19 protein-coding genes are annotated in these 24438 nt (G+C 56.3%); 9 read left to right on the forward strand and 10 right to left on the reverse strand.

Going from position 1 to position 24438, the window contains the following annotated elements; all coding sequences use genetic code 11:
• Positions 1-96 precede the first annotated feature (96 nt).
• Together selA and selB are read left to right on the forward strand one after the other, a co-directional pair.
• Positions 97-1485, forward strand: coding sequence for an L-seryl-tRNA(Sec) selenium transferase (selA, locus tag ACR42C_RS00710; protein ID WP_479984636.1), 1389 nt, complete (start codon positions 97-99; stop codon positions 1483-1485).
• Complete coding sequence (gene selB, locus ACR42C_RS00715) at positions 1482-3320, forward strand: selenocysteine-specific translation elongation factor (RefSeq protein ID WP_320720681.1); 1839 nt, start codon at positions 1482-1484, stop codon at positions 3318-3320. Before selA ends, selB begins: the two co-directional genes overlap by 4 nt.
• Positions 3321-3323: 3 nt before the next feature.
• Here selB and ACR42C_RS00720 read toward each other — a convergent pair whose 3' ends face one another.
• On the reverse strand, positions 3324-4208 hold the full coding sequence (locus ACR42C_RS00720; protein ID WP_316380427.1) for an ROK family protein: 885 nt from the start codon (positions 4206-4208) through the stop codon (positions 3324-3326).
• Positions 4209-4373: 165 nt separating this feature from the next.
• Between ACR42C_RS00720 and aldB the strand changes: the two genes are divergently transcribed.
• Positions 4374-5912 (forward strand): aldehyde dehydrogenase AldB, encoded by a 1539-nt coding sequence (aldB, locus tag ACR42C_RS00725; RefSeq protein ID WP_166709708.1) that lies wholly within the window; start codon positions 4374-4376, stop codon positions 5910-5912.
• Here aldB and ACR42C_RS00730 read toward each other — a convergent pair.
• Entirely contained in the window at positions 5909-6874 is a 966-nt protein-coding gene (locus ACR42C_RS00730; protein ID WP_116343034.1) for a LysR family transcriptional regulator, read from the reverse strand. The two genes, aldB and ACR42C_RS00730, sit on opposite strands and share 4 nt — an antisense overlap.
• Positions 6875-6991: 117 nt before the next feature.
• Between ACR42C_RS00730 and ACR42C_RS00735 the strand changes: the two genes are divergently transcribed.
• The 3 genes from ACR42C_RS00735 (at position 6992) to ACR42C_RS00745 (ending at position 8546) form a co-directional block, all read left to right on the forward strand.
• Positions 6992-7732, forward strand: a complete 741-nt coding sequence (locus ACR42C_RS00735) for a MipA/OmpV family protein (protein ID WP_479984637.1) — start codon at positions 6992-6994, stop codon at positions 7730-7732.
• A 209-nt stretch (positions 7733-7941) separates the two neighbouring features.
• A complete protein-coding gene (locus tag ACR42C_RS00740) occupies positions 7942-8127 on the forward strand; it encodes a type II toxin-antitoxin system HicA family toxin (RefSeq protein ID WP_151412682.1) in 186 nt (61 codons plus the stop codon).
• 14 nt (positions 8128-8141) lie between these two features.
• The gene (locus tag ACR42C_RS00745; protein WP_116343040.1) at positions 8142-8546 is read left to right on the forward strand and encodes a type II toxin-antitoxin system HicB family antitoxin; all 405 of its coding nucleotides are present in this window, start codon (positions 8142-8144) and stop codon (positions 8544-8546) included.
• Between the two features lie 29 nt (positions 8547-8575).
• Here ACR42C_RS00745 and ACR42C_RS00750 read toward each other — a convergent pair whose 3' ends face one another.
• The gene (locus ACR42C_RS00750; RefSeq protein WP_479984638.1) at positions 8576-10525 is read right to left on the reverse strand and encodes a glycoside hydrolase family 127 protein; all 1950 of its coding nucleotides are present in this window, start codon (positions 10523-10525) and stop codon (positions 8576-8578) included.
• Between the two features lie 10 nt (positions 10526-10535).
• Positions 10536-11936, reverse strand: coding sequence for an MFS transporter (locus ACR42C_RS00755; RefSeq protein WP_479984639.1), 1401 nt, complete (start codon positions 11934-11936; stop codon positions 10536-10538).
• Positions 11937-12157: 221 nt separating this feature from the next.
• On the opposite strand from ACR42C_RS00755, the gene ACR42C_RS00760 reads away from it, so the two are divergent.
• On the forward strand, positions 12158-12976 hold the full coding sequence (locus ACR42C_RS00760) for a helix-turn-helix domain-containing protein (protein WP_320720685.1): 819 nt from the start codon (positions 12158-12160) through the stop codon (positions 12974-12976).
• A 27-nt stretch (positions 12977-13003) separates the two neighbouring features.
• Here the strand turns inward: ACR42C_RS00760 and avtA are convergent, their stop codons facing one another.
• The gene (gene avtA / locus ACR42C_RS00765; RefSeq protein WP_479984640.1) at positions 13004-14260 is read right to left on the reverse strand and encodes a valine--pyruvate transaminase; all 1257 of its coding nucleotides are present in this window, start codon (positions 14258-14260) and stop codon (positions 13004-13006) included.
• Between the two features lie 245 nt (positions 14261-14505).
• Positions 14506-16536 (reverse strand): alpha-amylase, encoded by a 2031-nt coding sequence (locus ACR42C_RS00770; RefSeq protein WP_479984641.1) that lies wholly within the window; start codon positions 16534-16536, stop codon positions 14506-14508.
• A gap of 314 nt (positions 16537-16850) precedes the next feature.
• On the opposite strand from ACR42C_RS00770, the gene ACR42C_RS00775 reads away from it, so the two are divergent.
• Positions 16851-17675, forward strand: coding sequence for a protein bax (locus ACR42C_RS00775; RefSeq protein ID WP_045630274.1), 825 nt, complete (start codon positions 16851-16853; stop codon positions 17673-17675).
• A 39-nt stretch (positions 17676-17714) separates the two neighbouring features.
• Here ACR42C_RS00775 and xylR read toward each other — a convergent pair whose 3' ends face one another.
• The 4 genes from xylR to xylF all read right to left on the reverse strand — a co-directional run bounded on the left by xylR (position 17715) and on the right by xylF (position 22692).
• A complete protein-coding gene (gene xylR, locus ACR42C_RS00780; RefSeq protein WP_021242460.1) occupies positions 17715-18893 on the reverse strand; it encodes a D-xylose utilization transcriptional activator XylR in 1179 nt (392 codons plus the stop codon).
• Between the two features lie 33 nt (positions 18894-18926).
• Positions 18927-20108, reverse strand: coding sequence for a xylose ABC transporter permease XylH (gene xylH / locus ACR42C_RS00785; RefSeq protein ID WP_041911621.1), 1182 nt, complete (start codon positions 20106-20108; stop codon positions 18927-18929).
• Positions 20086-21627, reverse strand: a complete 1542-nt coding sequence (locus ACR42C_RS00790; protein WP_320720957.1) for a xylose ABC transporter ATP-binding protein — start codon at positions 21625-21627, stop codon at positions 20086-20088. Before ACR42C_RS00790 ends, xylH begins: the two co-directional genes overlap by 23 nt.
• 72 nt (positions 21628-21699) lie before the next feature.
• Entirely contained in the window at positions 21700-22692 is a 993-nt protein-coding gene (gene xylF, locus ACR42C_RS00795) for a D-xylose ABC transporter substrate-binding protein (RefSeq protein WP_008502746.1), read from the reverse strand.
• A 371-nt stretch (positions 22693-23063) separates the two neighbouring features.
• Between xylF and xylA the strand changes: the two genes are divergently transcribed.
• The gene (gene xylA, locus ACR42C_RS00800; RefSeq protein WP_116343112.1) at positions 23064-24386 is read left to right on the forward strand and encodes a xylose isomerase; all 1323 of its coding nucleotides are present in this window, start codon (positions 23064-23066) and stop codon (positions 24384-24386) included.
• The last annotated feature ends 52 nt before the right edge of the window (positions 24387-24438 follow it).

A 24438-nucleotide genomic window follows, 5' to 3' on the forward strand; every position in this document is an offset into this window, starting at 1 on the left:
TATTGATCTGGGTAAATTAAAGTATGCGGATGTATAAGGACTCCCTCAGGTCAACCTGCTAAAATAGCCACAGATTTCTTACTCTCAGGCAGGCTTATGAACCAGACGCACAGCTCGCTTTATCGTCTTCTCCCCTCTACGGATCGCTTGTTGCGAGACGTAGGATTTCGCCCTCTGCTCGCCAGATATGGTCATACCCGCGTGGTCGCTGTGCTGCGGGATTTACAGGACGAGGCGCGCAGGACGATCGGTGAGAAGGGCGTATTGCCGGTATGGAATGACGACTGGGTACGAGCCGTTTCAGAATATCTCTCCCAAAGCCATGCCCACGCCCTGCGCCCGGTGATTAACCTGACGGGAACCGTGCTGCACACCAACCTGGGGCGCGCGCAGCAGGCGGAAGAGGCGGTGGCTGCGGTCGTGCAGGCCATGCGCTCGCCTGTGACGCTGGAGTACGATCTGGACGGCGCCGGGCGCGGGCATCGCGATCGCGCGCTGGCGGATCTGCTCTGCCAGCTAACCGGCGCGGAAGATGCCTGCATTGTGAATAATAACGCGGCGGCGGTGCTGTTGATGCTGGCGGCGACCGCGAGCGGCAGAGAGGTGGTGGTGTCCCGCGGCGAGCTGGTGGAGATTGGCGGGGCGTTTCGCATCCCGGACGTGATGCGTCAGGCGGGCTGCACGCTGCATGAGGTGGGCACCACGAATCGTACCCATGCGAAAGATTATCGCGCGGCGGTGAATGAAAATACCGCCCTGCTGATGAAGGTCCACACCAGCAATTATCATATCGAGGGCTTCACCAAAACCGTTGACGAGGCCGAGCTGGCGGCGATTGGGCAGGAGATGAATATTCCGGTGATTGCCGACCTCGGCAGCGGTTCGCTGGTGGATCTCAGCCTGTACGGGTTGCCAAAAGAGCCGATGCCGCAGGAGATGATTGCCGCAGGCGTGAGCCTGGTCAGCTTTTCCGGCGACAAACTGCTGGGCGGGCCACAGGCCGGGATTATCGTCGGCAAGCGCGAGCTGATTGCGCAGCTGCAGCAGCACCCGCTCAAGCGCGCCCTGCGGGCCGATAAAATGACCCTTGCCGCGCTGGACGCGACGCTGCGGCTCTATCTCCACCCGGAGAAGCTGGCCGACCGTCTGCCCACGCTGCGCCTGTTAAGCCGGGATGCCGCCTCGATTCGCGCGCAGGCCGAACTGCTGCTGCCGCGCGTCGCCCCGCACTACCCCGATTTTGACGTCCGCATTGAGCCCTGCCAGTCGCAGATAGGCAGCGGTTCGCTGCCGGTGGACAGGCTGCCGAGTGAAGCGCTCACGTTCACCCCGCGTGACGGGCGCGGCAGCCGCCTTGAGGCGCTGTCGTTGCGCTGGCGCGGCTTGCCGACGCCGGTCATCGGGCGGATTTACGATGGCCGCATGTGGCTGGATCTGCGCTGCCTTGAAGATGAAGAGCGATTTCTGGAGATGTTGCTGAAATGATTATTGCCACCGCCGGTCACGTCGACCATGGAAAAACCACGTTGCTGCAGGCGATCACCGGCATAAATGCCGATCGCCTGCCGGAAGAGAAAAAGCGCGGCATGACCATCGATCTGGGCTATGCCTACTGGCCCCAGCCGGATGGCCGCGTGCTGGGCTTTATTGATGTTCCGGGGCATGAAAAGTTTCTGTCTAACATGCTGGCGGGCGTGGGGGGCATCGATCATGCGCTGCTTGTGGTGGCCTGCGACGACGGCGTGATGGCGCAAACCCGTGAGCATCTGGCAATCCTCCAGCTGACCGGCAACCCGCAGCTGACCGTGGCGCTGACTAAAGCCGATCGCGTGGATGAGGCGCGCATCAGCGAGGTGCGTGAAGCGGTGCGGGCGACCTTACGGGAATATGGTTTTGCCGAGGCGTCTCTTTTTGTCACCGTGGCGACTGAAGGCCGCGGTATCGACGATCTTCGCCACCACTTGCAGCAATTATCGTCGCGTGACCACGCCAGCCATCACCGTTTCCGTCTGGCGATTGACCGGGCGTTTACCGTAAAAGGCGCGGGGCTGGTGGTCACCGGTACGGCGCTGAGCGGTGAAGTGAAGGTGGGAGATAGCCTGTGGCTGACGGGCGTTAATAAACCGATGCGCGTGCGCGGCTTACATGCGCAAAACCAGCCCGCAGAGCACGCCCACGCCGGGCAGCGGATCGCGCTCAACATTGCCGGGGATGCGGAAAAAGAGCAGCTTAACCGCGGCGACTGGCTGCTGGCCGACGCCCCGCCCGAGCCGTCTGAACGCGTGATTGTCTCTCTGCAGACGCACGTACCCCTGACCCAATGGCAGCCGCTGCATATTCACCACGCGGCCAGCCATATCACCGGGCGCGTGTCCCTGCTGGAAAACGATCTTGCCGAACTGGTTTTTGATTCGCCGCTCTGGCTGGCGGACAACGACCGTCTGGTGCTGCGGGATATTTCCGCGCGGGAAACGCTGGCCGGGGCGCGGGTAGTGACGCTTAACCCGCCTCGACGCGGCAAGCGTAAGCCTGAATATCTGCAATGGCTGGCAGCGCTGGCCCAGGCTCCGGATGATAACGCCGCGCTGCGGGTGCATCTTGAGCGCGGGGCGGTGAGCCTGAGTGATTTTGCATGGGCACGTCAGCTGAGCGACGAAGGACTACGTCAGTTGACCCGGCAGCCGGGCTTTATTCAGGCCGGCAACAGCCTGCTCGATGCGCCGGTGGCTGCACACTGGCAGCGTAAGATACTGAACACGCTCGCAACGTACCATGAACAGCATCAGGATGAGCCCGGTCCTGGCCGTGAGCGTCTGAGACGCATGGCGCTGCCGATGGAAGATGACGCGCTGGTGCTGCTGCTGATTGAAAACATGCGCGAAAGCGGGGTGATTAAAAGCCATCACGGCTGGCTGCATCTGCCGGATCACAAGGCCGGGTTCACCGCAGAGCAGGAGGCTATATGGCAAAAAGTGGCCTTAATGTTTGGGGATGAACCGTGGTGGGTTCGCGATCTGGCGCGTGAGACGAATACCGACGAGCAGGCGATGCGTCAGGTATTGCGCCATGCGGCGCAGCAGGGGCTGATAGTCGCGATCGTGAAAGATCGTTATTACCGTAACGATCGCATTGTGGCATTTGCCAACTTGATCCGCGAACTGGATCAGGCGCGCGGCTCCACCTGCGCAGCCGATTTCCGCGATCGGCTGAACGTAGGCCGCAAGCTGGCGATTCAGATCCTGGAATATTTCAACCGCATCGGGTTTACGCGTCGCCGGGGTAATGACCATCTGCTTCGCGACGCGCAGCTGTTCCCCTGAGCGCTACGTGCTGCGGGAGAGTTTCTGCTTAGCCAGCCATACCGCGCCCAGTCTTCCCGCCTGGTTACCCAGCTCGCAGGGCAGAATGGGCACCTTGAGTGCCTCCCACTCCTCGAATCGCTGTAGATATTTATCGAGCAGGAGATAGATTTTCTCCTGCTCGCTTACCCCGCCACCAATCAGCACTGCCTGTGGATCGAACATCGAGATCACGCTGTAAACGCCGCGTGAGAGAAAATGTGCCCAGGCTTCAATAGCTTCGCGCAGATGCACGTCGCTCTCCATACGTTTAAAAAGCTCCTCGCCGTCAGGCATCTCTTCTTCTGATACGGCCAGCACGCGGCGGCAGGCTTTCATCAGGCCGCTGGCAGACGCAACCTCGTGCATCGGTTCGCCCTGATCCCCGACGGGTAGCACGCCAAATTCGCCGGCGCGGTAATGTGACCCGCGATAGAGATCGCCTTCCATCACAATCCCGCCACCGATGCCTGTGCCGATGGTGATGCAGACGAAATGCTCGTAATCCTTACCTGCGCCCTGCCAGCGCTCGCCCAGCGCCGCACAGTTGGCGTCGTTTTCTACAGTGACGGGAAGGTCGGTCAGCCCGGCGAAGAGTTCGCACAGGTTTTCGCCGTCGAGATAGTCGAGCGCGCCCGCTTTCGCCGCTTCGCCGCTGTGGTGGTTAATATGGCCGGGAAAACTCACGCCGATACCGGCGATGTCGTGTTCGTCCTGATACGCTTCAACCACCGCTTTCCACTTCTTTTTAAAGGTGTTTTTATCCTCAGGGGTATCGTACTCGTCCGTCGCCAGCTCCCTGCCATTTTCATCAATCACGCCGTGCTTGATGTGGGTTCCGCCTACGTCAAAACCGATAAATAGCTGCATCGCATCGTTCCTCATGAGCGCTTGAGCTGATAAGTATGGCTCAGTAGCAGAAACGAAACGTAAAGTACGGTAATCCGTGATACGGCTCGTAAACCCGTCACCCACTGGCGAGAAAACCGCCAGCCGGGACTACCCTTGTTGTATAACAACAGCAAGGAGACGGTCATGACAAATAATCCTCCCTCTTCGCGTATCCAGCCCGGCGAATATGGTTTTCCCCTCAAGCTGAAGCCCCGCTATGACAACTTTATTGGCGGCAACTGGGTGGCCCCCGTCGACGGCGAATACTATTCCAACCTGACCCCCGTTACCGGCCAGCCGCTGTGTGAGATAGCCAGCTCAGGCAAGCGTGATATCGACCTGGCGCTGGATGCCGCGCACAAAGCGAAAGATAAATGGGGGCATACCTCCGTTCAGGACCGCGCGGCCATTTTGTTCAAAATCGCCGACCGGATGGAGCAGAACCTGGAGCTGCTGGCGACGGCAGAAACCTGGGATAACGGCAAGCCGATCCGGGAAACCATGGCGGCAGATGTGCCGCTGGCTATCGACCACTTCCGCTATTTTGCCTCCTGTATTCGCGCGCAGGAGGGCGGGATCAGCGAAGTTGACAGCGACACCGTGGCGTACCACTTCCACGAGCCGCTGGGCGTCGTCGGGCAAATCATTCCGTGGAACTTCCCGTTGCTGATGGCGAGCTGGAAAATGGCCCCTGCGCTGGCCGCCGGGAACTGCATTGTGCTTAAACCGGCGCGTTTAACCCCACTCTCGGTCCTGCTGCTGATGGAAATTGTTGGCGATCTTCTGCCGCCGGGGGTCATTAACGTGGTGAACGGCGCGGGCGGTGAGATAGGAGAATATCTGGCCACCTCAAAACGGATCGCTAAAGTGGCGTTTACCGGGTCGACGGAAGTGGGCCAGCAGATTATGCAGTACGCCACGCAGAACATCATTCCGGTGACCCTGGAATTGGGCGGGAAATCCCCGAACATCTTTTTCGCAGACGTGATGGAGGAAGAGGACGCTTTCTTCGATAAGGCGCTGGAAGGGTTTGCGCTGTTTGCGTTTAACCAGGGCGAAGTCTGCACCTGCCCAAGCCGCGCGCTGGTGCAGGAATCCATCTATGAGCGCTTTATGGAGCGGGCCATTCGCCGCGTCGAGTCAATCCGCAGCGGTAACCCGCTCGATAACGTCACCCAGATGGGGGCGCAGGTCTCGCATGGCCAGCTGGAAACCATCCTTAACTACATTGATATCGGTAAGAAAGAAGGGGCGGATATTCTGACCGGCGGTCGCCGTAAGGTGCTCGGCGGGGATCTGCAGGAAGGGTATTACCTTGAGCCGACGATCCTGTTCGGGCAGAACAACATGCGCGTCTTCCAGGAGGAAATTTTCGGACCGGTTCTGGCCGTGACAACCTTCAAAACGATGGAGGAGGCGCTGGAAATTGCCAACGACACGCCGTATGGCCTGGGGGCGGGCGTCTGGAGCCGCAACGGTAATCTGGCCTATAAAATGGGCAGGGGCATTCAGGCCGGGCGCGTCTGGACCAACTGCTACCACGCCTATCCGGCGCACGCGGCATTTGGCGGTTACAAGCAGTCGGGCATCGGGCGTGAAACCCACAAGATGATGCTGGAGCATTATCAGCAAACGAAATGTCTGCTGGTCAGCTACTCCGATAAACCGCTGGGGCTGTTTTAATCGCCCAGCTCAGGCCGTCCGTGGGCGGCCTGAGCAATTTGCTGGCGCAGGCAGTTCAGAACGCCATCCAGAACGTATTGCACACGCCATGGCTGGTATTCGCGTTTGCGGAAGATGGCCGTCAGATCGAGCCACCACTCTTCCTGGTGCGGGAAGCAGGGAACCAGCGTGCCCTGCGTTAATTCTCTTTTCAGGCTCTCTTTCGGTGCGAACACAATGCCAAGATTATTTCTTGCCAGCTCCAGGGCCGTCTGCGTATTGTCGCAAATATAATTTCCGGTCACCCGATAATCATGCACATCATCGCTGCCATGCATGCGAAAACGCCAGATATTGGCATCATCGACGAGCATGGAGTCAATCAGGATACACGAGTGATTAATTAAATCTTCAGGTCCGGATAAAGGGTGGTTATTTAAATATGCCTGGGTTGCGAATGCCGTGACGGAATATTTTGTTAACACGCTGGCGACCAGGTTTTCATCTTTCGGCTGAGCATAGGTAATTAAAATATCGCAGTCATCCGGAAAGGAAACGCCTTCTGAAAATTCATTGCGGTTCAGATTATAGGTTTTCAGGGAGATGCGAATGTCCCCGATGTCCTTTATCTGGTGGATCACCTGGCGCGCGAGATAGGTCACGATGCCCGTTGGGGCATAAATCGTAACTTTTCCACGCTTTTCATGCTTATAATCGGCAATGAAATTAACAAGTTGAGTGTGTTTGTCCAGTGTGGCGTCGACATACGGGAGTAACGCTTCACCAAACTGTGTCAGAGCGAGCTGACGGGTCGTGCGCTCAAAAACCTTAAGCCCAACCCGCGTTTCAAAATCAGAGAGATATTTACTGACGTTGGCCTGCGCCATGCCCAGCAGGGCGGCGGCATCACCAATGCTGTGGGTGGCTGCGATGACGGAGATTATTTTTAATTCGCGTGGCTTTAGCTGTAATTTACTCATCATGCGCACCCATCTATATGATTTTATATATAATATTATATAAACCGCAGCGTTGCATTGGCAAATTTGTAACCATTATTATGCGCCCCGCTTGTTTGGCATTTTAATGGATTACACGTAATGACTATTAAATACAATTTACTCATCGCTGCCACGTTATTTGCAACATCCTCAGCAATGGCCGGAGATTTTTCACTTGGAGCGGGGGCTGTATTTAATGAGTCTCCTTACAAAGGCTATAACGAAAATACTACCGCAGTACCGTTAATTAGCTACGAAGGCGATCGTTTTTACGTTCGTCAGACCACCGGAGGATGGATCCTGTGGAAAGACGCAAAAAATGAATTCAGCCTGACCGCGTCGTGGATGCCGCTGCATTTCGATCCTGATGACAACGACGACCATCAGATGAAGCAGCTTGATGAGCGTAAAGCGTCAGCTTTCCTCGGCGGCGCGTACTACCGCCATGAAAGCTGGGGGTCGCTGAAAGTGGCGGTCTCGGGTGATGCCACGGATGAAAGCGGAGGTGTGGTGGGTGAGGTCTCTTACTTCCGTCCAATCAGGATGGAGCGCCTTACCCTTACGCCCTCTGTCGGTATTTTCTATAGCGACGAGAGCTATAACGACTACTACTACGGCGTATCCGGCAGCGAGTCTCGCCGCTCAGGTCTGGATCAATACACCGCCGGTGACAGCTGGACGCCCTACGTTGGCCTGGCGGCTAAATATCAGTTAACCCAGAAGCTGTACCTCAACGCCAGCGCGGTCTACACCGTGTTGCCTGACGACGTGAAGAACAGCCCGATGATCGACCGCGACGACAGCTTCGTGCTGATGACCGGCCTGACCTGGCGTTTCTGATGCGGTAAAGCCGGGTGGCGGCGTTGCCTTGCCCGGCCTACGATCGTGCCTGTATTTTTGTCTGCAATACAATGTATTCCTTTTTCATTTCTCGATGCTTCTTCCCGTTCCGTCAAAACACCGCTGCACTGATGTTCCTTGTGCGCTAATGTGATTTAACCCGATAGCGATGGTGTGTATCATGTGTATAATCATGGAAGGATTGGGATGTGAAAAGTGCGGATGTCATTACTGTTCTGATCGGCCACGGCTGGAAATGTGTCAGAACGAAAGGAAGCCATCATCAGTTTCGCCATCCCGTGCAGAAAGGACTGGTTACCGTCCCACATCCTAAAAAGGATATTAAACCGGGCACGCTCGCGCAGATATGGCGGCAGGCGGGAATTAAACACTGATATCAGGAGTAGTTATGTTTTATCCGGCTTACATTCATTCTGACACCGACGGTAGCGCCAGCGGCTTTTTCCCTGACGTTCCAGGCTGTTTTTTTGCAGGTGACTCCCTGGATGACGCATTTCAGGATGCACGTGAGGCGCTCACAGCGCACTTCGAAGCGCTGTTTGAAATGGATGAAGCATTGCCGCTGCCGGGTAACGTGGAAGCGCACCTGGAAAGCCACCCTGACAACTTCACTGGCGGGCAATGGCTGCTGGTGGATATTAATATGAAACAGTTCGACGGCAGGGCCGAGCGTATCAACATCACAATGCCTCGTCGTTTACTGATGAAGATTGATTCCTTTGTCAGCGAGCATCCGCAGTTCAGCAATCGAAGTGCGTTTCTGGCTGAGGCAGCACGTCGCGTGCTGCCATAGCGTTCAACCTCTCCCGTGGGTGAGGCTATTCAGCCTTCATCCACCCATATCCGCATTTCCCCTTCTCCCCGGTTAGCCCAGCTAAACCAGGGAATAAAGGTTAGCATCTGCGGCTGACGCTGTACCGGCGAGCGATCGTACTGCCACAGCGCCTCTGTCTCCTTCGCGTGGCCCCCGATCCCCTCCGCCTGTATCAGCATCTTGTGCGCGAAAATGCCTTTGCCTTCAAACACCCGGAACTCGCTCTCTCGTGGCAAGGAGAGGTTATGCAGGTTGGCGCCGTTATCCGCTTCTTCCAGGCAGTAAACCAGCGGGCCGCGCTGGAGCGCGACTTTACCCGCCTGCTGGCGCACCTGGGGGTTACCGTACACGCGGCGGACCGGCATCGGTAGCGTGAGGGTCAGGGTATCGCCTTCCTGCCAGCGGCGGCTGAGATAGAGGTATCCACGGGATATCTCGCCAGTCATGGCTTCGCCATTCAGCGAAACAGCAGGTTCCGCACACCAGTCCGGTAGCCTGAGTGCCAGCGTATGGGTGACCGGAACCGGCGAGGTGATTTCGATCTTCACCTGCTCCTGCCACGGATAGTTACCGCTAATGCGCAGCTGTAGGGTGCTATCACCCACCGGAATGGCGACGTCGTTCCCCACGTACAGGTTGATCAACAGCGCATCCGGGCGAACGGTATAAATATAGTGCCCCAGCGAGGTCAGCACGCGGGCAATGTTCGGCGGGCAACAGGCGCAGCCGAACCAGCGCTGGCGCACCGGCTTCACGTGGTCATAGATATGGTTAAAGGCCAGCGTTTTCGGATGCACCTCCAGCGGGTTCACGTAAAAGAAATGCTTACCGTCCAGCGCCATCCCGCCCAGCACCGTATTGTACAGCGCGCGCTCCATCACGTCGGCGTAGTGGCCGTCTGCCTCCATCTCCAGCATCCGGCGGGCAAACATCATCAGGCCAATGGAGGCGCAGCTTTCGGCATAGACCGTATCGTTGGGCAGATCGTAATCGCTGCTGAACGCCTCGCCGCTGCTTTGCGAGCCAATCCCGCCGGTAATGTACAGCTGGCGCTGCGCCATGTTGTTCCACAGCCGCAGACAGTCCTGCCGTTTACCCTCGTCATGACTCAGGCGCGCCAGGTGCGCCATGCCCGCCATCAGGTAGACGAAACGCACCGCGTGGCCGATGGCCGTTTGCTGCTCGGCAAGCGGCTGATGCGCCTGGCTGTAGGCTTTGTCCTTGACCATCCATGCCGGACCATAGGTGTTCCAGTAAGACGTTTTGCCGCGCTTCTCGTATTCGGTATCGTAGAAGTGAGGCTGCGCGCCGCGTTCTTCGATAAAGTATTTCACCAGATTGAGATAGCGCGACTCCTGCGTGACATCGTACAGCCGCATCAGCGCCAGCTCGATTTCCGGGTGGCCAGGGTAACCGTGCAGCTGTGTTTCGCCCGGGCCAAACACGCTGTCGATATGGTCCGCCAGCCTGCACACCACGTCCAGCAGGCGACGTTTTCCGGTTCCCTGGAAATACGCCACGCCCGCTTCAATCATATGCCCGGCGCAGTACAGCTCGTGACATTCGGCCAGATTCGTCCAGCGTTCCTCGGGGGCTTTTACCGTAAAGTAGGTATTGAGGTAGCCATCTTCACACTGCGCCGCCGCGACCAGCGAAATCACCTCGTCGGCAGTTTTTTCCAGTTCTGCATCCGGTTTCTGGCACAGCGACCACGCCACGGCTTCGAGCCATTTCGCCACGTCGCTGTCCTGAAACACCATCCCGTAAAACTCCCCCTGTTCCAGACCGGCCGCGATGCGGAAGTTAGTGATGGCGTGGCTGGGTTCGGCCTCCGCCACGCGGTCGTTCAGCGCATCCCACTGGTAGGGGATGACCACGTCCCGGACCAGCCGTTGATACTGCCCGAGAAACGGGTCGTTGATTTTCAGCTGGTGCAGATCGGGTTCCATTATGGACATAGCGTTCTCCTCAGGACGGTACGTGACGCTGGCGCAGATCGGTGGCAATGCGCGACATCACAGGGTTGTTAAGCCTGCACCAGCGGATAGCGACCGCCAGCAGCAGGTGGAAAAGGGCAGGCAGCAGCGTCTCCATGGCGGTGATCCCCTGCAATGAGGCTGGCGTCTGGTTGCCCGCGCCTGGCTGATAGGCCACGGCGATAAACACCAGGCTGATGATCCCGGCGCTGGACGCCCATGCGAGCTTGATGAAAAACAGGTTGAAGGCGAAGTTCATGCCCGAGGAGCGCACGCCGGTTTTCCATTCACCGTAGTCGTCGGCAAAGGCCATGAGCGAGAAGTGCAGCGGCAGAGTGAAGCCCAGGATCACGCCATTGCTTAAAATGACGATCAGCCATAGCGTCTGGTGCGCCGGGTCACCCGGCAGGAACCACATACCCACCGCAAGCGCCGCGAGCACCAGGTTGGTGTGGTAGTAGAGTTTGACGGTATCAATGCGGCGCGACAGCGGGCTGACGATCACCGCGCCCAGAATGGCGGCGAAGGTCACCATCGTGAAAAACAGCGAGGTGTACGCCGTGCTGCCTTGCAGCACGTAGGTGATGAAGTACATATAACCGCCGCCGCGAATATTGAAGACGTTGATCAGCAGGAACGACATCACCAGCATCAGCAGCAGCTGATCGTTTTTACGCAGGCCCGCCAGGTGCTCGCGCAGGGTGAATTTGCCCATCAGCGCCAGCGGGACGCGTTCGCGCACCCAGAAGAAGCAGCACAGGAACATCACCACGGCGATGGCGCACAGCACGCCAACGCCCAGCTGATAACCCCGGGCAGCATTGCCCTGGCCCAGCTCCGCGACCAGCCACGGCAGACCAACGGAGACCAAAAAGCCCGCCACGCCGCACAGCACAAAGCGCCATGACTGGCAGGCGATCACCTCGTTGTGGCGGGTGGTCATGGTGTTAATCAGCGCGCAGTAGGGCACGTTGATGGCGGTATAGCCCACGGACAGCAGCAAATAGGTGCCGAACGCCCAGGCGATTTTCACGCTCATACTGGCGTCCGGGACGGTGAAGGTCAGTACGCCAACGATCCCGATGGGGAGCGCGACCCACAGCTGCCAGGGGCGAAAGCGTCCCCAGCGGCTCTGCGTGCGGTCGGCAATGACGCCCATCACCGGATCGGAAATGGCGTCAAACACGCGAAGGGCAATAAACAGCGTGCCCACCAGCGCAGGGGTGAGGCCAAATACATCAGTATAGAAAAAGGTCAGAAAGTTCATGATCAGGCAGGTAATCACCGTGCCGCCCGCATCGCCCAGGCCGTAGCCAATTTTCTCGCGGACGGAGAGCCGGTCATCGACTTTCTGGTTTACAACGTCTGCGTCTGTAATCGGTGTGGAAGTCATGGGTAACTCCTCGATAAACGATTTTTTATCGTATTTGTAGGTACCCTGTTTATTCTGCATTCAACGGCCAGACCAACAAGGGAAGGGAAAAGTATAAAAAGGTGACGATTCCGACCTGATGATGAAAATGTGATTCCGATCGGAAAGTTGTTCGAATATTGATTAATAATCAACGTCTAAGTCGAAAATTAACGGTAATAAAAGCGGAATGGTGAATATCCATGCTCGAATTATCCATAGCGCTTCCGGTTAAGGTCCAGAACGGCGGGTTGTTTATTTCCCGCGGAGTGGGCCGCCATCCTGCGCGAAAATTAACGTCATGGGAGATTATTTTTGTCGAAAAAGGGATATTAACGATCCAGGAAGAAAATCATATTTTTGATGTTAATGCAGGAGAGAGTTTGCTGCTCTGGCCGGGCCGTCGGCACGTAGGGGTGGAAGATTTTCCGGCGGACCTGCGCTTTTACTGGCTCCATTTTGAGGTGGAGCTGCCAGATTCAACGTTACCCAACGCCGCTCCTCTTGCAATAGAACAACATTGCCGCGTAAGGGATGCGGAATATGTGATTGCGCTATTTCGGCAATTCCTCAGCGAGCAGGAGAAATTACAGCGAAGTATGGCGCTGGAGATGATTTTATTATTGATTTTACAGCAGGTGTCCCGTTCGTCAGGATATGAAGATAACGCGGATCAGGCCGGCGCGGCGATGGCCTGGAAGGCAAAACAGCTTATTCGCACGCAGTTTCATTTACCCATATCCACATCGCAGCTGGCAAAAGCGTTGCACTGTAATGCAGATTATCTCGGGCGTGTATTTCGCCGGACTTTCCATTTAACCCTGACGGAGGCGATACATCGCCAGCGCGTCAGGGCGGCGGAAAAACTGCTGCTCAACGATTCTGCATCGTTAACCGAGGTCGCAACGCGCTGCGGCTTTAATGACGTGGGGTATTTCCGGCAGATATTTTCTAAGCATACCGGGTTAACCCCCGCCGTCTGGAAACGGCGGTACTGTAAGGAGCATATTAACTCCGGCTGACCCGGCGGCATAATCTGGCGTAACGCGTTACTGACCGGCTTCGTGCCAGGCTTTTTCGATTTCTTCGGCGAGAATTTTGACGCCCGCTTCGATTTTTGCCGGATCGGGCACGTAGTTCATGCGCATGCACTGATGCGTGTGCGGCCACGGCTTATCCAGACCCGGGAAGAAGTAATCGCCCGGCACCATCAGCACGCCGCGTTTTTTCAGGCGCTGGTAGAGCAGCTCGGTGGTAATCGGCAAATCCTTAAACCACAGCCAAAGGAAAATCGCCCCTTCAGGTTTATGGATCAGGCAGCGTTCTTCCGGTAAATAGCGGCGAAGCGTCGCGATCGTCTCCTGAACGCGCTGGAAATAGAACGGCTTGATCACCTCATTAGACAGACGCAGCAGGTCGTTGCGCTTAATCATTTCACACATCATCGCCGGGCCAATGCCGCCCGGTGAGAGGCTGATAATGCCGTTCATATTGGTAATAGCGGTGATGATTTTCTCGTTAGCGATGATGATGCCGCAGCGGCTGCCCGGCAGGCCCAGCTTGGAGAGGCTCATGCACAGGACAATGTTCGGGTTCCACAGCGGACGCGCTTCGCTGAAGATAATGCCCGGGAACGGCACGCCGTAGGCATTGTCGATCACCAGCGGAATGCCGTGCTGATTCGCCAGCGCATCCAGCTTCATCAGTTCGTCGTCGGTGATGACGTTGCCCGTTGGGTTAGTCGGGCGCGATACGCAGATCATGCCCGTCTCTTCACCGATATGCAGGTGTTCAAAATCGACGTGATATTTGAACTGGCCTTCCGGCAGCAGCTCGATGTTCGGACGCGCGGAGACGAACAGATCCTCTTCCAGGCCGGAATCAGCGTAGCCGATGTACTCCGGTGCCAGCGGGAACAGTACTTTTTTGGTGGTGCCGTCGGCGCGACGTCCTGCGAACAGGTTAAACAAGTAGAAAAACGCGCTCTGGCTGCCGTTTGTCAGTGCAATATTCTGTGGTTCGATATCCCAGCCCAGCTCTTCACGCAGCATTTTGGCAAGGAGAGTCAGCAGCTCGGTTTTACCCTGCGGACCGTCGTAATTGCATAGCGCATCGGTCGCTTTACCGTTTTCCAGCATCTGTGCGAGCAGCGTCTGGAAATAGGTCGTCATCTCCGGAATTTGCGCCGGGTTTCCGCCGCCGAGCATGATGGCGCCCGGAGTGCGCAGCCCGTCGTTGAGGTCCTCCATCAGGCGAGTAATGCCTGAATGGCGGGTGAATTTGTCGCCGAAAAGTGAAAACGTCATAGCAGGTGTTCTATCGAGCTTATTTTGAAAGTGGGTAACCATAACGCTAGCACCGTGCTGGTGCAAATCGGGGGATGTGGTCGGATTTGTCTTTTTATATGGTAGGTTTGAATTTTTGTAGTGAATAGTTCTGGTGGAATTCCCCTCACCCTAACCCTCTCCCCGGAGGGGAGAGGGGGCTGCACGGAGCCGTCTTTTCCCCCTCGCCCCTTTGGGGAGAGGGACGGGGTGAGGGGTGGGGGAGATTACTGATTACCCGCCCATACCACCAACACCTTATCGCCCTTGTGCTCGCGCACGAAGCCATACCCCTCTTTCAGCGACAGCGTGGTTTGCTTGCCTTCGCCAATTGCAGGATGGCGGGCGCGGAACTGGCCCAGCGTTTGCCAGTGGGCAACGGTTAAGGCCTGCTTGCCCGTGACGTCCTGCCAGTTCATATCTGACCGGGTACCCTGTAGTGGGTCGGAGCCTGTCGGCCCGAACGGACGCTCGGATTCATCCCCGTAATAGATTTGCACGCTGCCCGGTGCCAGCAGGAGCAGCTCCGCAGCGCGCTGGCCCCCTTCGCGGAACAGACGCGTATCATGTGATGAGAGGTAGCTCAGCACGTTGAAGCTTTGCAGCTTCTCCGCCATCTGCTGCCAGGTAAGGTCCATATCGGCCAGGCAATCCACCGCTTTTGCCGCCTGCTCCTGATAATCAAAATTAATCATCGCATCAAAACCGTGGCGGTAATAATCGCTTTGCATCACCCCGTGGCCCCAGGATTCTCCGGTCATCCAGAACGGTGCGTTATCGAGCTTTTTGTCCGGGTTAGCCCCTTTCCAGGCGGCCAGCGCCTGGTTTGCCTGGTCTTTTAACTGTTGCCAGGCCTCAAGCTCGACGTGCTTCGCGGTATCCACCCGGAAACCGTCAATGCCGTAGTCGCGCACCCACTGGCTGAGCCAGTGGGTGAGATAGTCGCGTGGGGTATACCCCGGGATGGCTTTCGCGTGGGTATCGGGCTTGTGTTGATAGAAGTTGGGTAGGCCTGAAGGGGTAGTGGATTCCGTTTTCAGGTCCGGGAGAAATGCCAGCGACATGGTTAAATCGTCGAAGCCGGGGTTGTCGTAATCGCCAATGTCGGTGCGGATCCATTTCTTGCCCCACCATTTTTCCCATGCGGCTTTGTCGCTGAAGTTGATGTAATCGTTGAAGCTATGCCAGCTTTGGCCCGCGCCAGGCTTCCAGTCAGTCCAGCGGTCTCCCAGCGTCTTTTTCAACTCATCGCCCTGCAGATACAACGCGCCAAACTGGTACGCCTGCATGTCCGCAAGCGTCGCGTAGCCCGCGTGGTTCATGACGATATCGAACAGGATGCGAATGCCGCGCCTGTGTGCTTCATCGACAAGATGGCGCAGGTCATCCTCGGTGCCCATGTTGGCATCAAGCTTCGTCCAGTCCTGGGTGTAGTAGCCGTGATAGGCGTAGTGTGGGAAATCCCCTTTGGTGCCACCGCCTACCCAGCCGTGGATCTGCTCAAGCGGGGAGCTTATCCAGAGCGCATTCACCCCCAACTGCTGTAAATAGTCGAGCCTGCTGGCGAGCCCTTTGAGATCGCCACCGTGGAAGGTACCAATCTCCTGCATGCCGTCTTTGTGGCGGCCATAGCTGTTGTCGTTGCTCGGGTCGCCATTCACAAAGCGGTCGGTGAGCACAAAATAGACGGTGGCGTTCTGCCAGCTAAACGGCGCTGGCTTGTCGGTTTCGGCGCCCTCAAGCAGCAGCAGGCCACCACTGCTGGCGGCGGGCTTTAGGGTAATGTTTCCGTTCTGCACCGTCGCGGTCTGTTTGCTGTAAAAATCACGCACCACGGAGCCTTCCGGGAAGGTATGGCTGACGTCCAGCGTCAGCGGTTTACCGTCCCACTTCGGGCACTGGCGGATAACGCTTGCAACCGACTGTTCTGCGGCACTCTGAATTGTCAGCAGCAGGGTGGGCGTGCCGGAGCGGGTATCAATCCGCATCTGGTAGTCACCGTCGCGGAAAAGGCGCCACTGCGGCGGCGTGCCGTCACAGGGCTTAAGCGACAGCATCTCATTGAGTTTTATCGCCTCCGCAGGCTGCCAGCACGTCTTGTCAAAACTCAGCGTCAGAGGACGCGTACCCTTCGCAAGCTTTGTCTGGCTGGTGAAAATGCCGGTGCCTTCGGCGCGAAATGCGTTAAACCCCGGCGATGACCAGTCGGCATGTGCCAGAGCGGGTAACAGCAGAAGAGCTAATGCGGTGCGTTTCATTCCATTTTCCTGTCGCGGCATTTTTGACCAGTGTGCCATCAGGATGCGGTGAAAAACTCATCCCCCATCGCTTTCTCCCGGGAGGACGTGTGAGGATGAGTGATCCCGCGCAAAATGAGGCAGTTATCTGCGATATCGCACACATTTTTTCAGGAATGATGTTTTTGTGAGCAATTTTCAGGTGACATAGTTTCGGAATTGGACTATTTCTATACGTGCTCTTGAAGTCTATTTTTGATATGATTTGAGATTCCGCTCTCAAATTTGTGAAAAAAATAAGGTGTTGGGATGATTACATCCGACCAGGAGACCTAATGATATCGACTCCCATTCGACGATATGGGGCCGCGATACTCATGTTACTCACCACGACATTTTCGGGTGGGGTGCTTGCGAAGACGCACACGGATACAACGAGTAAGAAAGCCCACGTAATAAAGACGACAAGTAGTAAGGTTAGCAGTAAACAAGAGTATTCTCGCAATAGTGCAAAGAGTAGTTCACTTCCTGATTTGCGAAAATACCCTTCCGGAACACCAAGAAAGAAAGCGTTTCTCCGGACGGTAATGCCTTACATAACAAGTCAAAATGCCGCGATTACGGCGGATCGTAACTGGCTGATTTCAAAACAGTACGATAGCCGCTGGTCGCCGTCTGAACGCGCGCGTCTGAAAGACATCACGAAGCGCTACAAGCTGAGCTGGAACGGTAACACGCGTCGCGTACCGTGGAATGCTCTCCTTGAGCGTGTGGACATTATCCCAGGCAGCATGGTTGCGACCATGGCGGCAGCCGAAAGCGGCTGGGGGACGTCTAAGCTGGCGCGTAATAACAATAACCTGTTCGGCATGAAGTGTGCGAAAGGTCGTTGTAATAATGCGCCCGGTAAGGTGAAGGGCTATTCTCAGTTCGAATCAGTAAAAGATTCCGTGAATGCTTACGCGGTGAATCTTAATACGCACCCGGCCTACTCATCGTTCCGTAAATCACGCGCTCAGTTGCGTAAAGCGGATCAGGAAGTGACGGCCAGTGCGATGATTCACAAGCTGAAAGGTTATTCGACGAAGGGAAATAGCTATAACAACTATCTGTTCGCTATGTACCAGGATAACCAGCGCTTAATCGCCGCCCATATGTAATGTCAAAAAACGCCTTCCACCTGGAAGGCGTTTTCTTTTCTATATCAGCACCTCGCTGTGGCGATCCCGATACTCTTTTGGGGTGGTGTCATACTCTTTGCGAAACACCGAATAGAAATACTGCAGCGACGGGTATCCGCACATCTGCGAGATTTCGTTGATCGACAGTGACGTGGAGATGAGCAGGCTGCGGGCCTTCTCCAGCTTCTCCGCATGGATGACGGCATGAATAGTCTCGCCCACCTCTTCTTTGAAGCGCTTCTCCAGATTCGAGCGGGAAATGCCCACCGAATCCAGCACCTGATCGACCTTAATCCCTTTGCAGGCGTGGTTGCGAATATAGTGCATGGCCTGAATGACAGCCGGGTCGCTTAGGGAGCGATAATCGGTTGAGCGACGTTCCACAACGCGGACAGGCGGCACCAGCAGGCGCTGAAGCGGCAGAGATTCTTTATCGAGCAGGCGATGCAGCAACTTCGCCGCCTGATAGCCCATCTGACGCGTGCCCTGCGCAACGGAGGAGAGCGCCACGCGGGACAGATAGCGGGTCAGTTCTTCGTTATCAATGCCAATCACGCACAGTTTTTCGGGCACTGGAATGTGTAAGTGTTCGCAGACCTGCAGCACGTGGCGCGCACGCGCGTCCGTCACGGCTATGATACCGGTTTGTGGTGGCAGCGTTTGCAGCCAGTCCGCCAGGCGGTTTTGCGCGTGCTGCCAGTTCTCTGGTGCGGTTTCCAGCCCCTGATAGACCACGCCGCGGTACTTCTCCTGCGCGACAAGCTGGCAAAACGCATGTTCGCGCTCAACGGCCCAGCGCTTGCCGCTGGTGGCGGGTAAACCATAAAACGCGAAGCGATGGACGCCCTTCTCTTTTAAATGGAGAAAGGCGGCCTCGACCAGGGCATGGTTATCGGTGGCGATATAGTGGACCGGGGGATAGTGTTCGGGTGAATGGTAGGAGCCGCCGACGCCCACTATCGGGACGTCGACGTCGGTCAGCAACTGCTCGATGACGGGGTCGTCATAGTCGGCGATGACGCCGTCCCCCAGCCAGTCTTTAATGTTCTCCAGACGGGTGCGGAAGTCTTCCTCAATAAAGATATCCCACTCGGATTGCGACGCCTGCAAATATTCACCGACACCTTCCACCACCTGACGGTCGTAGGCTTTGTTGGCATTGAATAACAACGTAATGCGGTGACGCTTTTCAAACATGGCTCACTTCCCAATTAAGTCACTATACGGTTATCAGGCCCGTCGCTTGGTGGCAGAATCCATCCAGACTGCCAGTAAAAGAATGGCCCCCTTGACGATATACTGCCAAAACGTCGGGACGTCCATCATACTCATCCCGTTATCCAACGACGCCATGATAAATGCCCCCATGACCGCGCCCGCCACGCTCCCGATACCGCCTGCGAGGCTGGTGCCACCGATGACGCAGGCGGCGATAGCATCCAGCTCGGCGATGTTGCCGGCGGAGGGAGAGCCGGCCCCCAGACGCGAGCTGAGGATCAACCCGGCAATAGCGACCATGAGGCCGTTAATGGCGAAAACCGCCAGCTTGGTACGTTCGACGTTAATACCCGAGAGGCGGGCAGCTTCAAGGTTGCCGCCGATGGCATAAATACGGCGGCCAAACGCGGTGCGCGTCGCCATAAACATGCCGCCCAACAGCAAAAGCGCCAGCAGCAGCACCGGCGTCGGAACGCCGCGATAGTCGTTAAGAAGCCAGATGGCACCCAGCACAATGACCGCCGTCAACGCCTGACGTCCCACCACCGACGTTGACGCTGGCGATGCAAGCCCCAGCGCCTGACGGCGCATGCGTCCACGCCACTGCCACGCGACAAACGCCAGCAGCCCCACCACGCCGATCGTAAAGCCGATGCTATCGGAGAGGTAACTCTGACCAATCTGCGACATGGCTGCGCTGGTCGGGGAGACGGTGGTACCGTTGGTAATACCGATCAAGATCCCGCGAAAGGCCAGCATCCCCGCCAGGGTGACAATGAACGACGGCACCTTACGGTAAGCAACCCACCAGCCGTTCCAGGCGCCTAAAACCAGCCCCAGCACCAGCGTCACCGCCACTGTCAACGGCAGCGGCCAGCCAAGCCAGACGTCAAAAATCGCCGCCACGCCGCCGAGAAGACCCATCATCGACCCGACAGACAGGTCGATTTCCGCAGAGATGATCACAAACACCATGCCCACGGCCAGGATGCCTGTGATGGCGGTCTGGCGGAGCAGGTTGGAGACGTTTCGCGCGCTCAAGTACGAGCCATCCGTCATCCAGGTAAAGAACAGCATGATGACGATAATCGCCGCGATCATCACGAAAACCTGCAGGTTCAGCGCTTTTAGCCCAGCGAACGCGCCGGGCGTCGGAACAGCGACTTTGATATCAGACGGATTGCTTTTCGACATGACGTTCGCTCCTTAAAGCGGCTTCCATCACCTGCTCCTGCGTCAGGTTCTGGTTAATCAGGTTGGCTTTCAGTTTTCCCTCGTGCATGACCAACACGCGGTCGCTCAGGCCGAGCACTTCGGGTAACTCAGACGAAATGACGATGACGGCAATCCCTTGCTGTACAAGCTGATTAATCAGTTTGTAGATTTCGTATTTGGCACCGATATCGATCCCGCGCGTCGGTTCATCAAGGATTAATATGCGTGGATTGAGGAGCAGGCAGCGCGCCAGAATCGCCTTCTGCTGGTTACCCCCGCTCAGGCGGCCGATTGCCAGTTCCGGCGAAGAGGTTTTGACCTTCAGCCGGGCAAGCGACTGGAGGATGCACTGCTGCTCGGCAGCATCGTCCAGGCTGCTCAGCGCGCCGGAGAACCGATCGAGTGCCGCAAGCGTAATGTTTTTACCCACCGCCATGACCGGTACTATGCCGTCTTTTTTGCGGTCTTCCGGCACCATGGCAATGCCGCGGGCAATCGCCTGCTGGCAGCTGTCGATTTTCACCGGCTGGCCGTCGATATAAATTGTGCCCTCCCAGCGTCCTGGCCACACGCCAAACAGGCACTGCACGGCTTCGGTGCGCCCGGCACCGACGAGGCCCGCAATCCCAAGAATTTCGCCGCTGTGAAGGGAAAACGAAACATTATTTACCCGCTTGATGTGGCGGTTGACGGGGTGCCAAGCGGTGAGGTTCTCCACGCGCAGCACTTCATCGCCCTTTGTGTGGGGTTCATTCGGGTAGAGTGCCGTCAGCTCGCGGCCCACCATCATGGTGATGATGTCATCTTCGCTCATGCCTGCGGCTTCACGCGTGCCGATGTGTTGCCCGTCGCGGATCACGCAGATGGTGTCCGAAATGGCTTTGACCTCGTTCAGCTTGTGCGAAATGTAGATACAGGCGATGCCGTGGTTTTGCAGATCGCGGATGATATTGAGCAGAACCGCGGTTTCCTGCTCGGTGAGCGAGGCCGTTGGCTCATCGAGGATCAGCAGCCTGACCTGTTTATTCAGCGCCTTCGCAATTTCGACCAGCTGCTGTTGCCCCAGACCCAGATCGCCCACGCGGGTATCCGGCGAAATGTGGAGGCTCACCTGCGCCAGCAGCTTTTCACAGCGGAGCGTCATGGTGTCGTAATCCAGCACGCCGTGGCGGGAAATCTCGGCTCCGAGGAAGATGTTCTCCAGCACGGTGAGATGCTTCACCAGCGCCAGCTCCTGGTGAATGATGGCGATGCCTTTACGTTCGGTGTCGCGAATGTGTGTCGCCTGGATGACTTCACCGGCAAAGACGATTTCGCCTTCGTAACTGCCGTGCGGGTAGATCCCGCACAGCACTTTCATCAACGTTGATTTGCCCGAACCGTTCTCGCCACACAGCGAAACCACTTCGCCGGGGTTCAACCGGAGACTGACGTTGTCGACGGCTTTCACCGCGCCGAAGCGCTTGGTGATGCTTTTCATTTCAAGTAAATAAGGCATAACTGCTCCACATAACCCGAGGGAAGAACAGTACAACGTGATGCGCCCCTGCAGGGCAGGGGCAGCGCAGGATTACAGTTCGCTCTTCTTGTGGAAACCGTCTTTAATCACGGTGGCGTCAATGTTCTCTTTATTGACTTCAATTGGCGTGAGCAGGCGAGCCGGAACGTCTTTCAGGCCGTTATTCAGCGTCGCGTCTGCTTTAGGTTGCTTACCGTTGCCCAGCTCAACGGCGATTTCTGCCGCCGTATTGGCAAGCTCGGTAATCGGTTTATAGACCGTCATGGTCTGGGTACCTGCGATAATGCGTTTTACGCCAGCCAGATCGGCATCCTGGCCAGAAATCGCAACTTTACCGGCCAGCCCCTGGGCGCTCAGGGCCTGAATAGCCCCACCTGCGGTGGCATCGTTGGAGGCCACAACAGCGTCAATTTTGTTGTTATTGGCCGTCAGCGCGTTTTCCATAATCTTCAGGGCATTTTCTGGCAACCATCCGTCAGCCCACTGATCGCCAACCACCTTAATTTTGCCGTTGTCGATGTACGGCTTAAGGACTTTCATTTGCCCTTCGCGGAACAGTTTGGCGTTGTTATCCACCGGCGAACCGCCCATCAGGAAATAATTGCCCTGAGGCACTTTGTCGATCAGGCTTTGCGCCTGTAATTCGCCAACTTTTTCATTGTCGAAGGAAATATAATAATCAATATCCGCATTATTAATCATGCGGTCATAAGCGAGAACTTTTATCCCTTCCTGCTTCGCTTCTTTCACCACGTTACTTAATACCTGGCCGTTATAAGGGATAATGACCAGAACATCGACTCCCCGGTTGATCATATTCTCGATCTGCGACATTTGCGTTTCTTCATTGCCGTTAGCCGACTGTACAAACACATTCGCACCGAGTGATTCCGCTTTTTTCACAAAAATATCGCGATCTTTTTGCCAGCGCTCCAGACGCAGGTCGTCAATCGCCATGCCAATTTTGACCTCCTTGGCATGCCCTGCAAAGCTTGCAAGGAGGAGCGTAGTGCAGAGCGTTAGGGTCAGGTTCTTTATCTTCATAATTATTAGGCCTTTTTGTAGGGGTATGTGTTGCTGAGATAAAAGAAACATTCACTGCTGGGTCGCAGCAAATTTTTAACGCGGAAAGGCGGGCTGGCAATTACAGATTTTTATCTTCTCATTACGATATTTGGTTTATTTCTGAATTTATGACCGCGATCGGATTTTAAAATTCGTAACGCCTTAATTACATTTGATTCTGGAATGCGCGCCGAAAAATAGTTTGTCTGCGCATTATTTTGCGAGCCAGCGCACAGTTGTGCATTCTCTCAATAGCAGTGTGAAATAACGTAATTGAGCAACCCCAAATGTCTATTCACTATTACTCCTGTATCAACGACTCGCCGCATACCCTGATTATGGAGCTCAATATGCAAGCTTATTTCGACCAACTCGATCGCGTTCGTTACGAAGGCCCAAAAACGACCAATCCTTTAGCATTTCGTCACTACAACCCGGATGAGCTGGTGCTGGGTAAGCGCATGGAAGATCATCTGCGCTTTGCCGCCTGTTACTGGCATACCTTCTGCTGGAACGGCGCCGATATGTTCGGCGTCGGTTCCTTTGACCGTCCGTGGCAGCAGCCGGGTGAGGCCATCGAGCTGGCGAAACGCAAAGCCGATGTGGCGTTTGAGTTCTTCCACAAGCTGAATGTGCCGTACTACTGCTTCCATGATGTTGACGTGTCGCCGGAAGGGGCGTCGCTGAAAGAGTACCTGAACAATTTTGCGCAGATGGTGGATGTGCTGGCGGCAAAACAGCAGCAAAGCGGCGTGAAGCTGCTCTGGGGCACGGCAAACTGCTTCACTAACCCACGCTACGGCGCGGGTGCGGCAACCAACCCGGATCCGGAAGTGTTTAGCTGGGCGGCCACGCAGGTGGTGACGGCAATGAACGCCACGCATCAGTTGGGCGGCGAAAACTATGTCCTGTGGGGCGGTCGTGAAGGCTATGAAACCCTGCTCAACACCGACCTGCGCCAGGAGCGCGAGCAGATTGGCCGCTTTATGCAGATGGTTGTCGACCATAAGCACAAAATCGGCTTCCGCGGCACGCTGCTGATCGAGCCGAAGCCGCAGGAACCGACGAAGCACCAGTATGACTACGACGTGGCGACGGTGTATGGCTTCCTGAAACAGTTCGGTCTGGAAAAAGAGATTAAAGTGAACATTGAGGCCAACCACGCCACGCTGGCGGGCCACTCTTTCCATCACGAAATCGCGTCTGCGATTGCGCTGGGCATCTTCGGCTCTGTCGATGCGAACCGTGGCGATCCACAGCTGGGCTGGGACACCGACCAGTTCCCGAACAGCGTGGAGGAGAATGCGCTGGTGATGTACGAAATCATCAAAGCGGGCGGCTTCACCACCGGCGGCCTGAACTTTGACGCCAAGGTGCGTCGCCAGAGCACCGACAAATACGATCTGTTCTACGGCCATATTGGCGCGATGGACACCATGGCGCTGGCGCTGAAAGTGGCGGCACGTATGATTGAAGACGGTGAGCTGGATAAACGCGTGGCGAAGCGCTACAGCGGCTGGAACAGTGAGCTGGGCCAGCAAATTTTGAAAGGTCAGTTATCGCTTGCGGAAATCGCGAAGTACGCTGAACAACATCAGCTGGCGCCGCAGCACCAGAGCGGGCACCAGGAGCTGCTGGAAAATCTGGTTAATCACTACCTGTTCGATAAATAACAGCATCCAGGCCCGGTAAGCGGAAGCGCCACCGGGCATTTCTGTCAAAGGA

Source organism: Enterobacter sp. MG-EB028 (genome assembly GCF_056673305.1).

Coding starts and splice junctions, on each gene's coding strand:
- ACR42C_RS00750 (WP_479984638.1), bottom strand. CDS start 10,525: ATGTCCATAATGGAACCCGATCTGCACCAGCTGAAAATCAACGACCCG.
- ACR42C_RS00755 (WP_479984639.1), bottom strand. CDS start 11,936: ATGACTTCCACACCGATTACAGACGCAGACGTTGTAAACCAGAAAGTC.
- aldB (WP_166709708.1), top strand. CDS start 4,374: ATGACAAATAATCCTCCCTCTTCGCGTATCCAGCCCGGCGAATATGGT.
- ACR42C_RS00775 (WP_045630274.1), top strand. CDS start 16,851: ATGATATCGACTCCCATTCGACGATATGGGGCCGCGATACTCATGTTA.
- ACR42C_RS00760 (WP_320720685.1), top strand. CDS start 12,158: ATGCTCGAATTATCCATAGCGCTTCCGGTTAAGGTCCAGAACGGCGGG.
- selB (WP_320720681.1), top strand. CDS start 1,482: ATGATTATTGCCACCGCCGGTCACGTCGACCATGGAAAAACCACGTTG.
- avtA (WP_479984640.1), bottom strand. CDS start 14,260: ATGACGTTTTCACTTTTCGGCGACAAATTCACCCGCCATTCAGGCATT.
- xylF (WP_008502746.1), bottom strand. CDS start 22,692: ATGAAGATAAAGAACCTGACCCTAACGCTCTGCACTACGCTCCTCCTT.
- ACR42C_RS00720 (WP_316380427.1), bottom strand. CDS start 4,208: ATGCAGCTATTTATCGGTTTTGACGTAGGCGGAACCCACATCAAGCAC.
- ACR42C_RS00790 (WP_320720957.1), bottom strand. CDS start 21,627: ATGCCTTATTTACTTGAAATGAAAAGCATCACCAAGCGCTTCGGCGCG.
- xylR (WP_021242460.1), bottom strand. CDS start 18,893: ATGTTTGAAAAGCGTCACCGCATTACGTTGTTATTCAATGCCAACAAA.
- ACR42C_RS00745 (WP_116343040.1), top strand. CDS start 8,142: ATGTTTTATCCGGCTTACATTCATTCTGACACCGACGGTAGCGCCAGC.
- ACR42C_RS00770 (WP_479984641.1), bottom strand. CDS start 16,536: ATGAAACGCACCGCATTAGCTCTTCTGCTGTTACCCGCTCTGGCACAT.
- xylH (WP_041911621.1), bottom strand. CDS start 20,108: ATGTCGAAAAGCAATCCGTCTGATATCAAAGTCGCTGTTCCGACGCCC.
- xylA (WP_116343112.1), top strand. CDS start 23,064: ATGCAAGCTTATTTCGACCAACTCGATCGCGTTCGTTACGAAGGCCCA.
- selA (WP_479984636.1), top strand. CDS start 97: ATGAACCAGACGCACAGCTCGCTTTATCGTCTTCTCCCCTCTACGGAT.
- ACR42C_RS00735 (WP_479984637.1), top strand. CDS start 6,992: ATGACTATTAAATACAATTTACTCATCGCTGCCACGTTATTTGCAACA.
- ACR42C_RS00730 (WP_116343034.1), bottom strand. CDS start 6,874: ATGATGAGTAAATTACAGCTAAAGCCACGCGAATTAAAAATAATCTCC.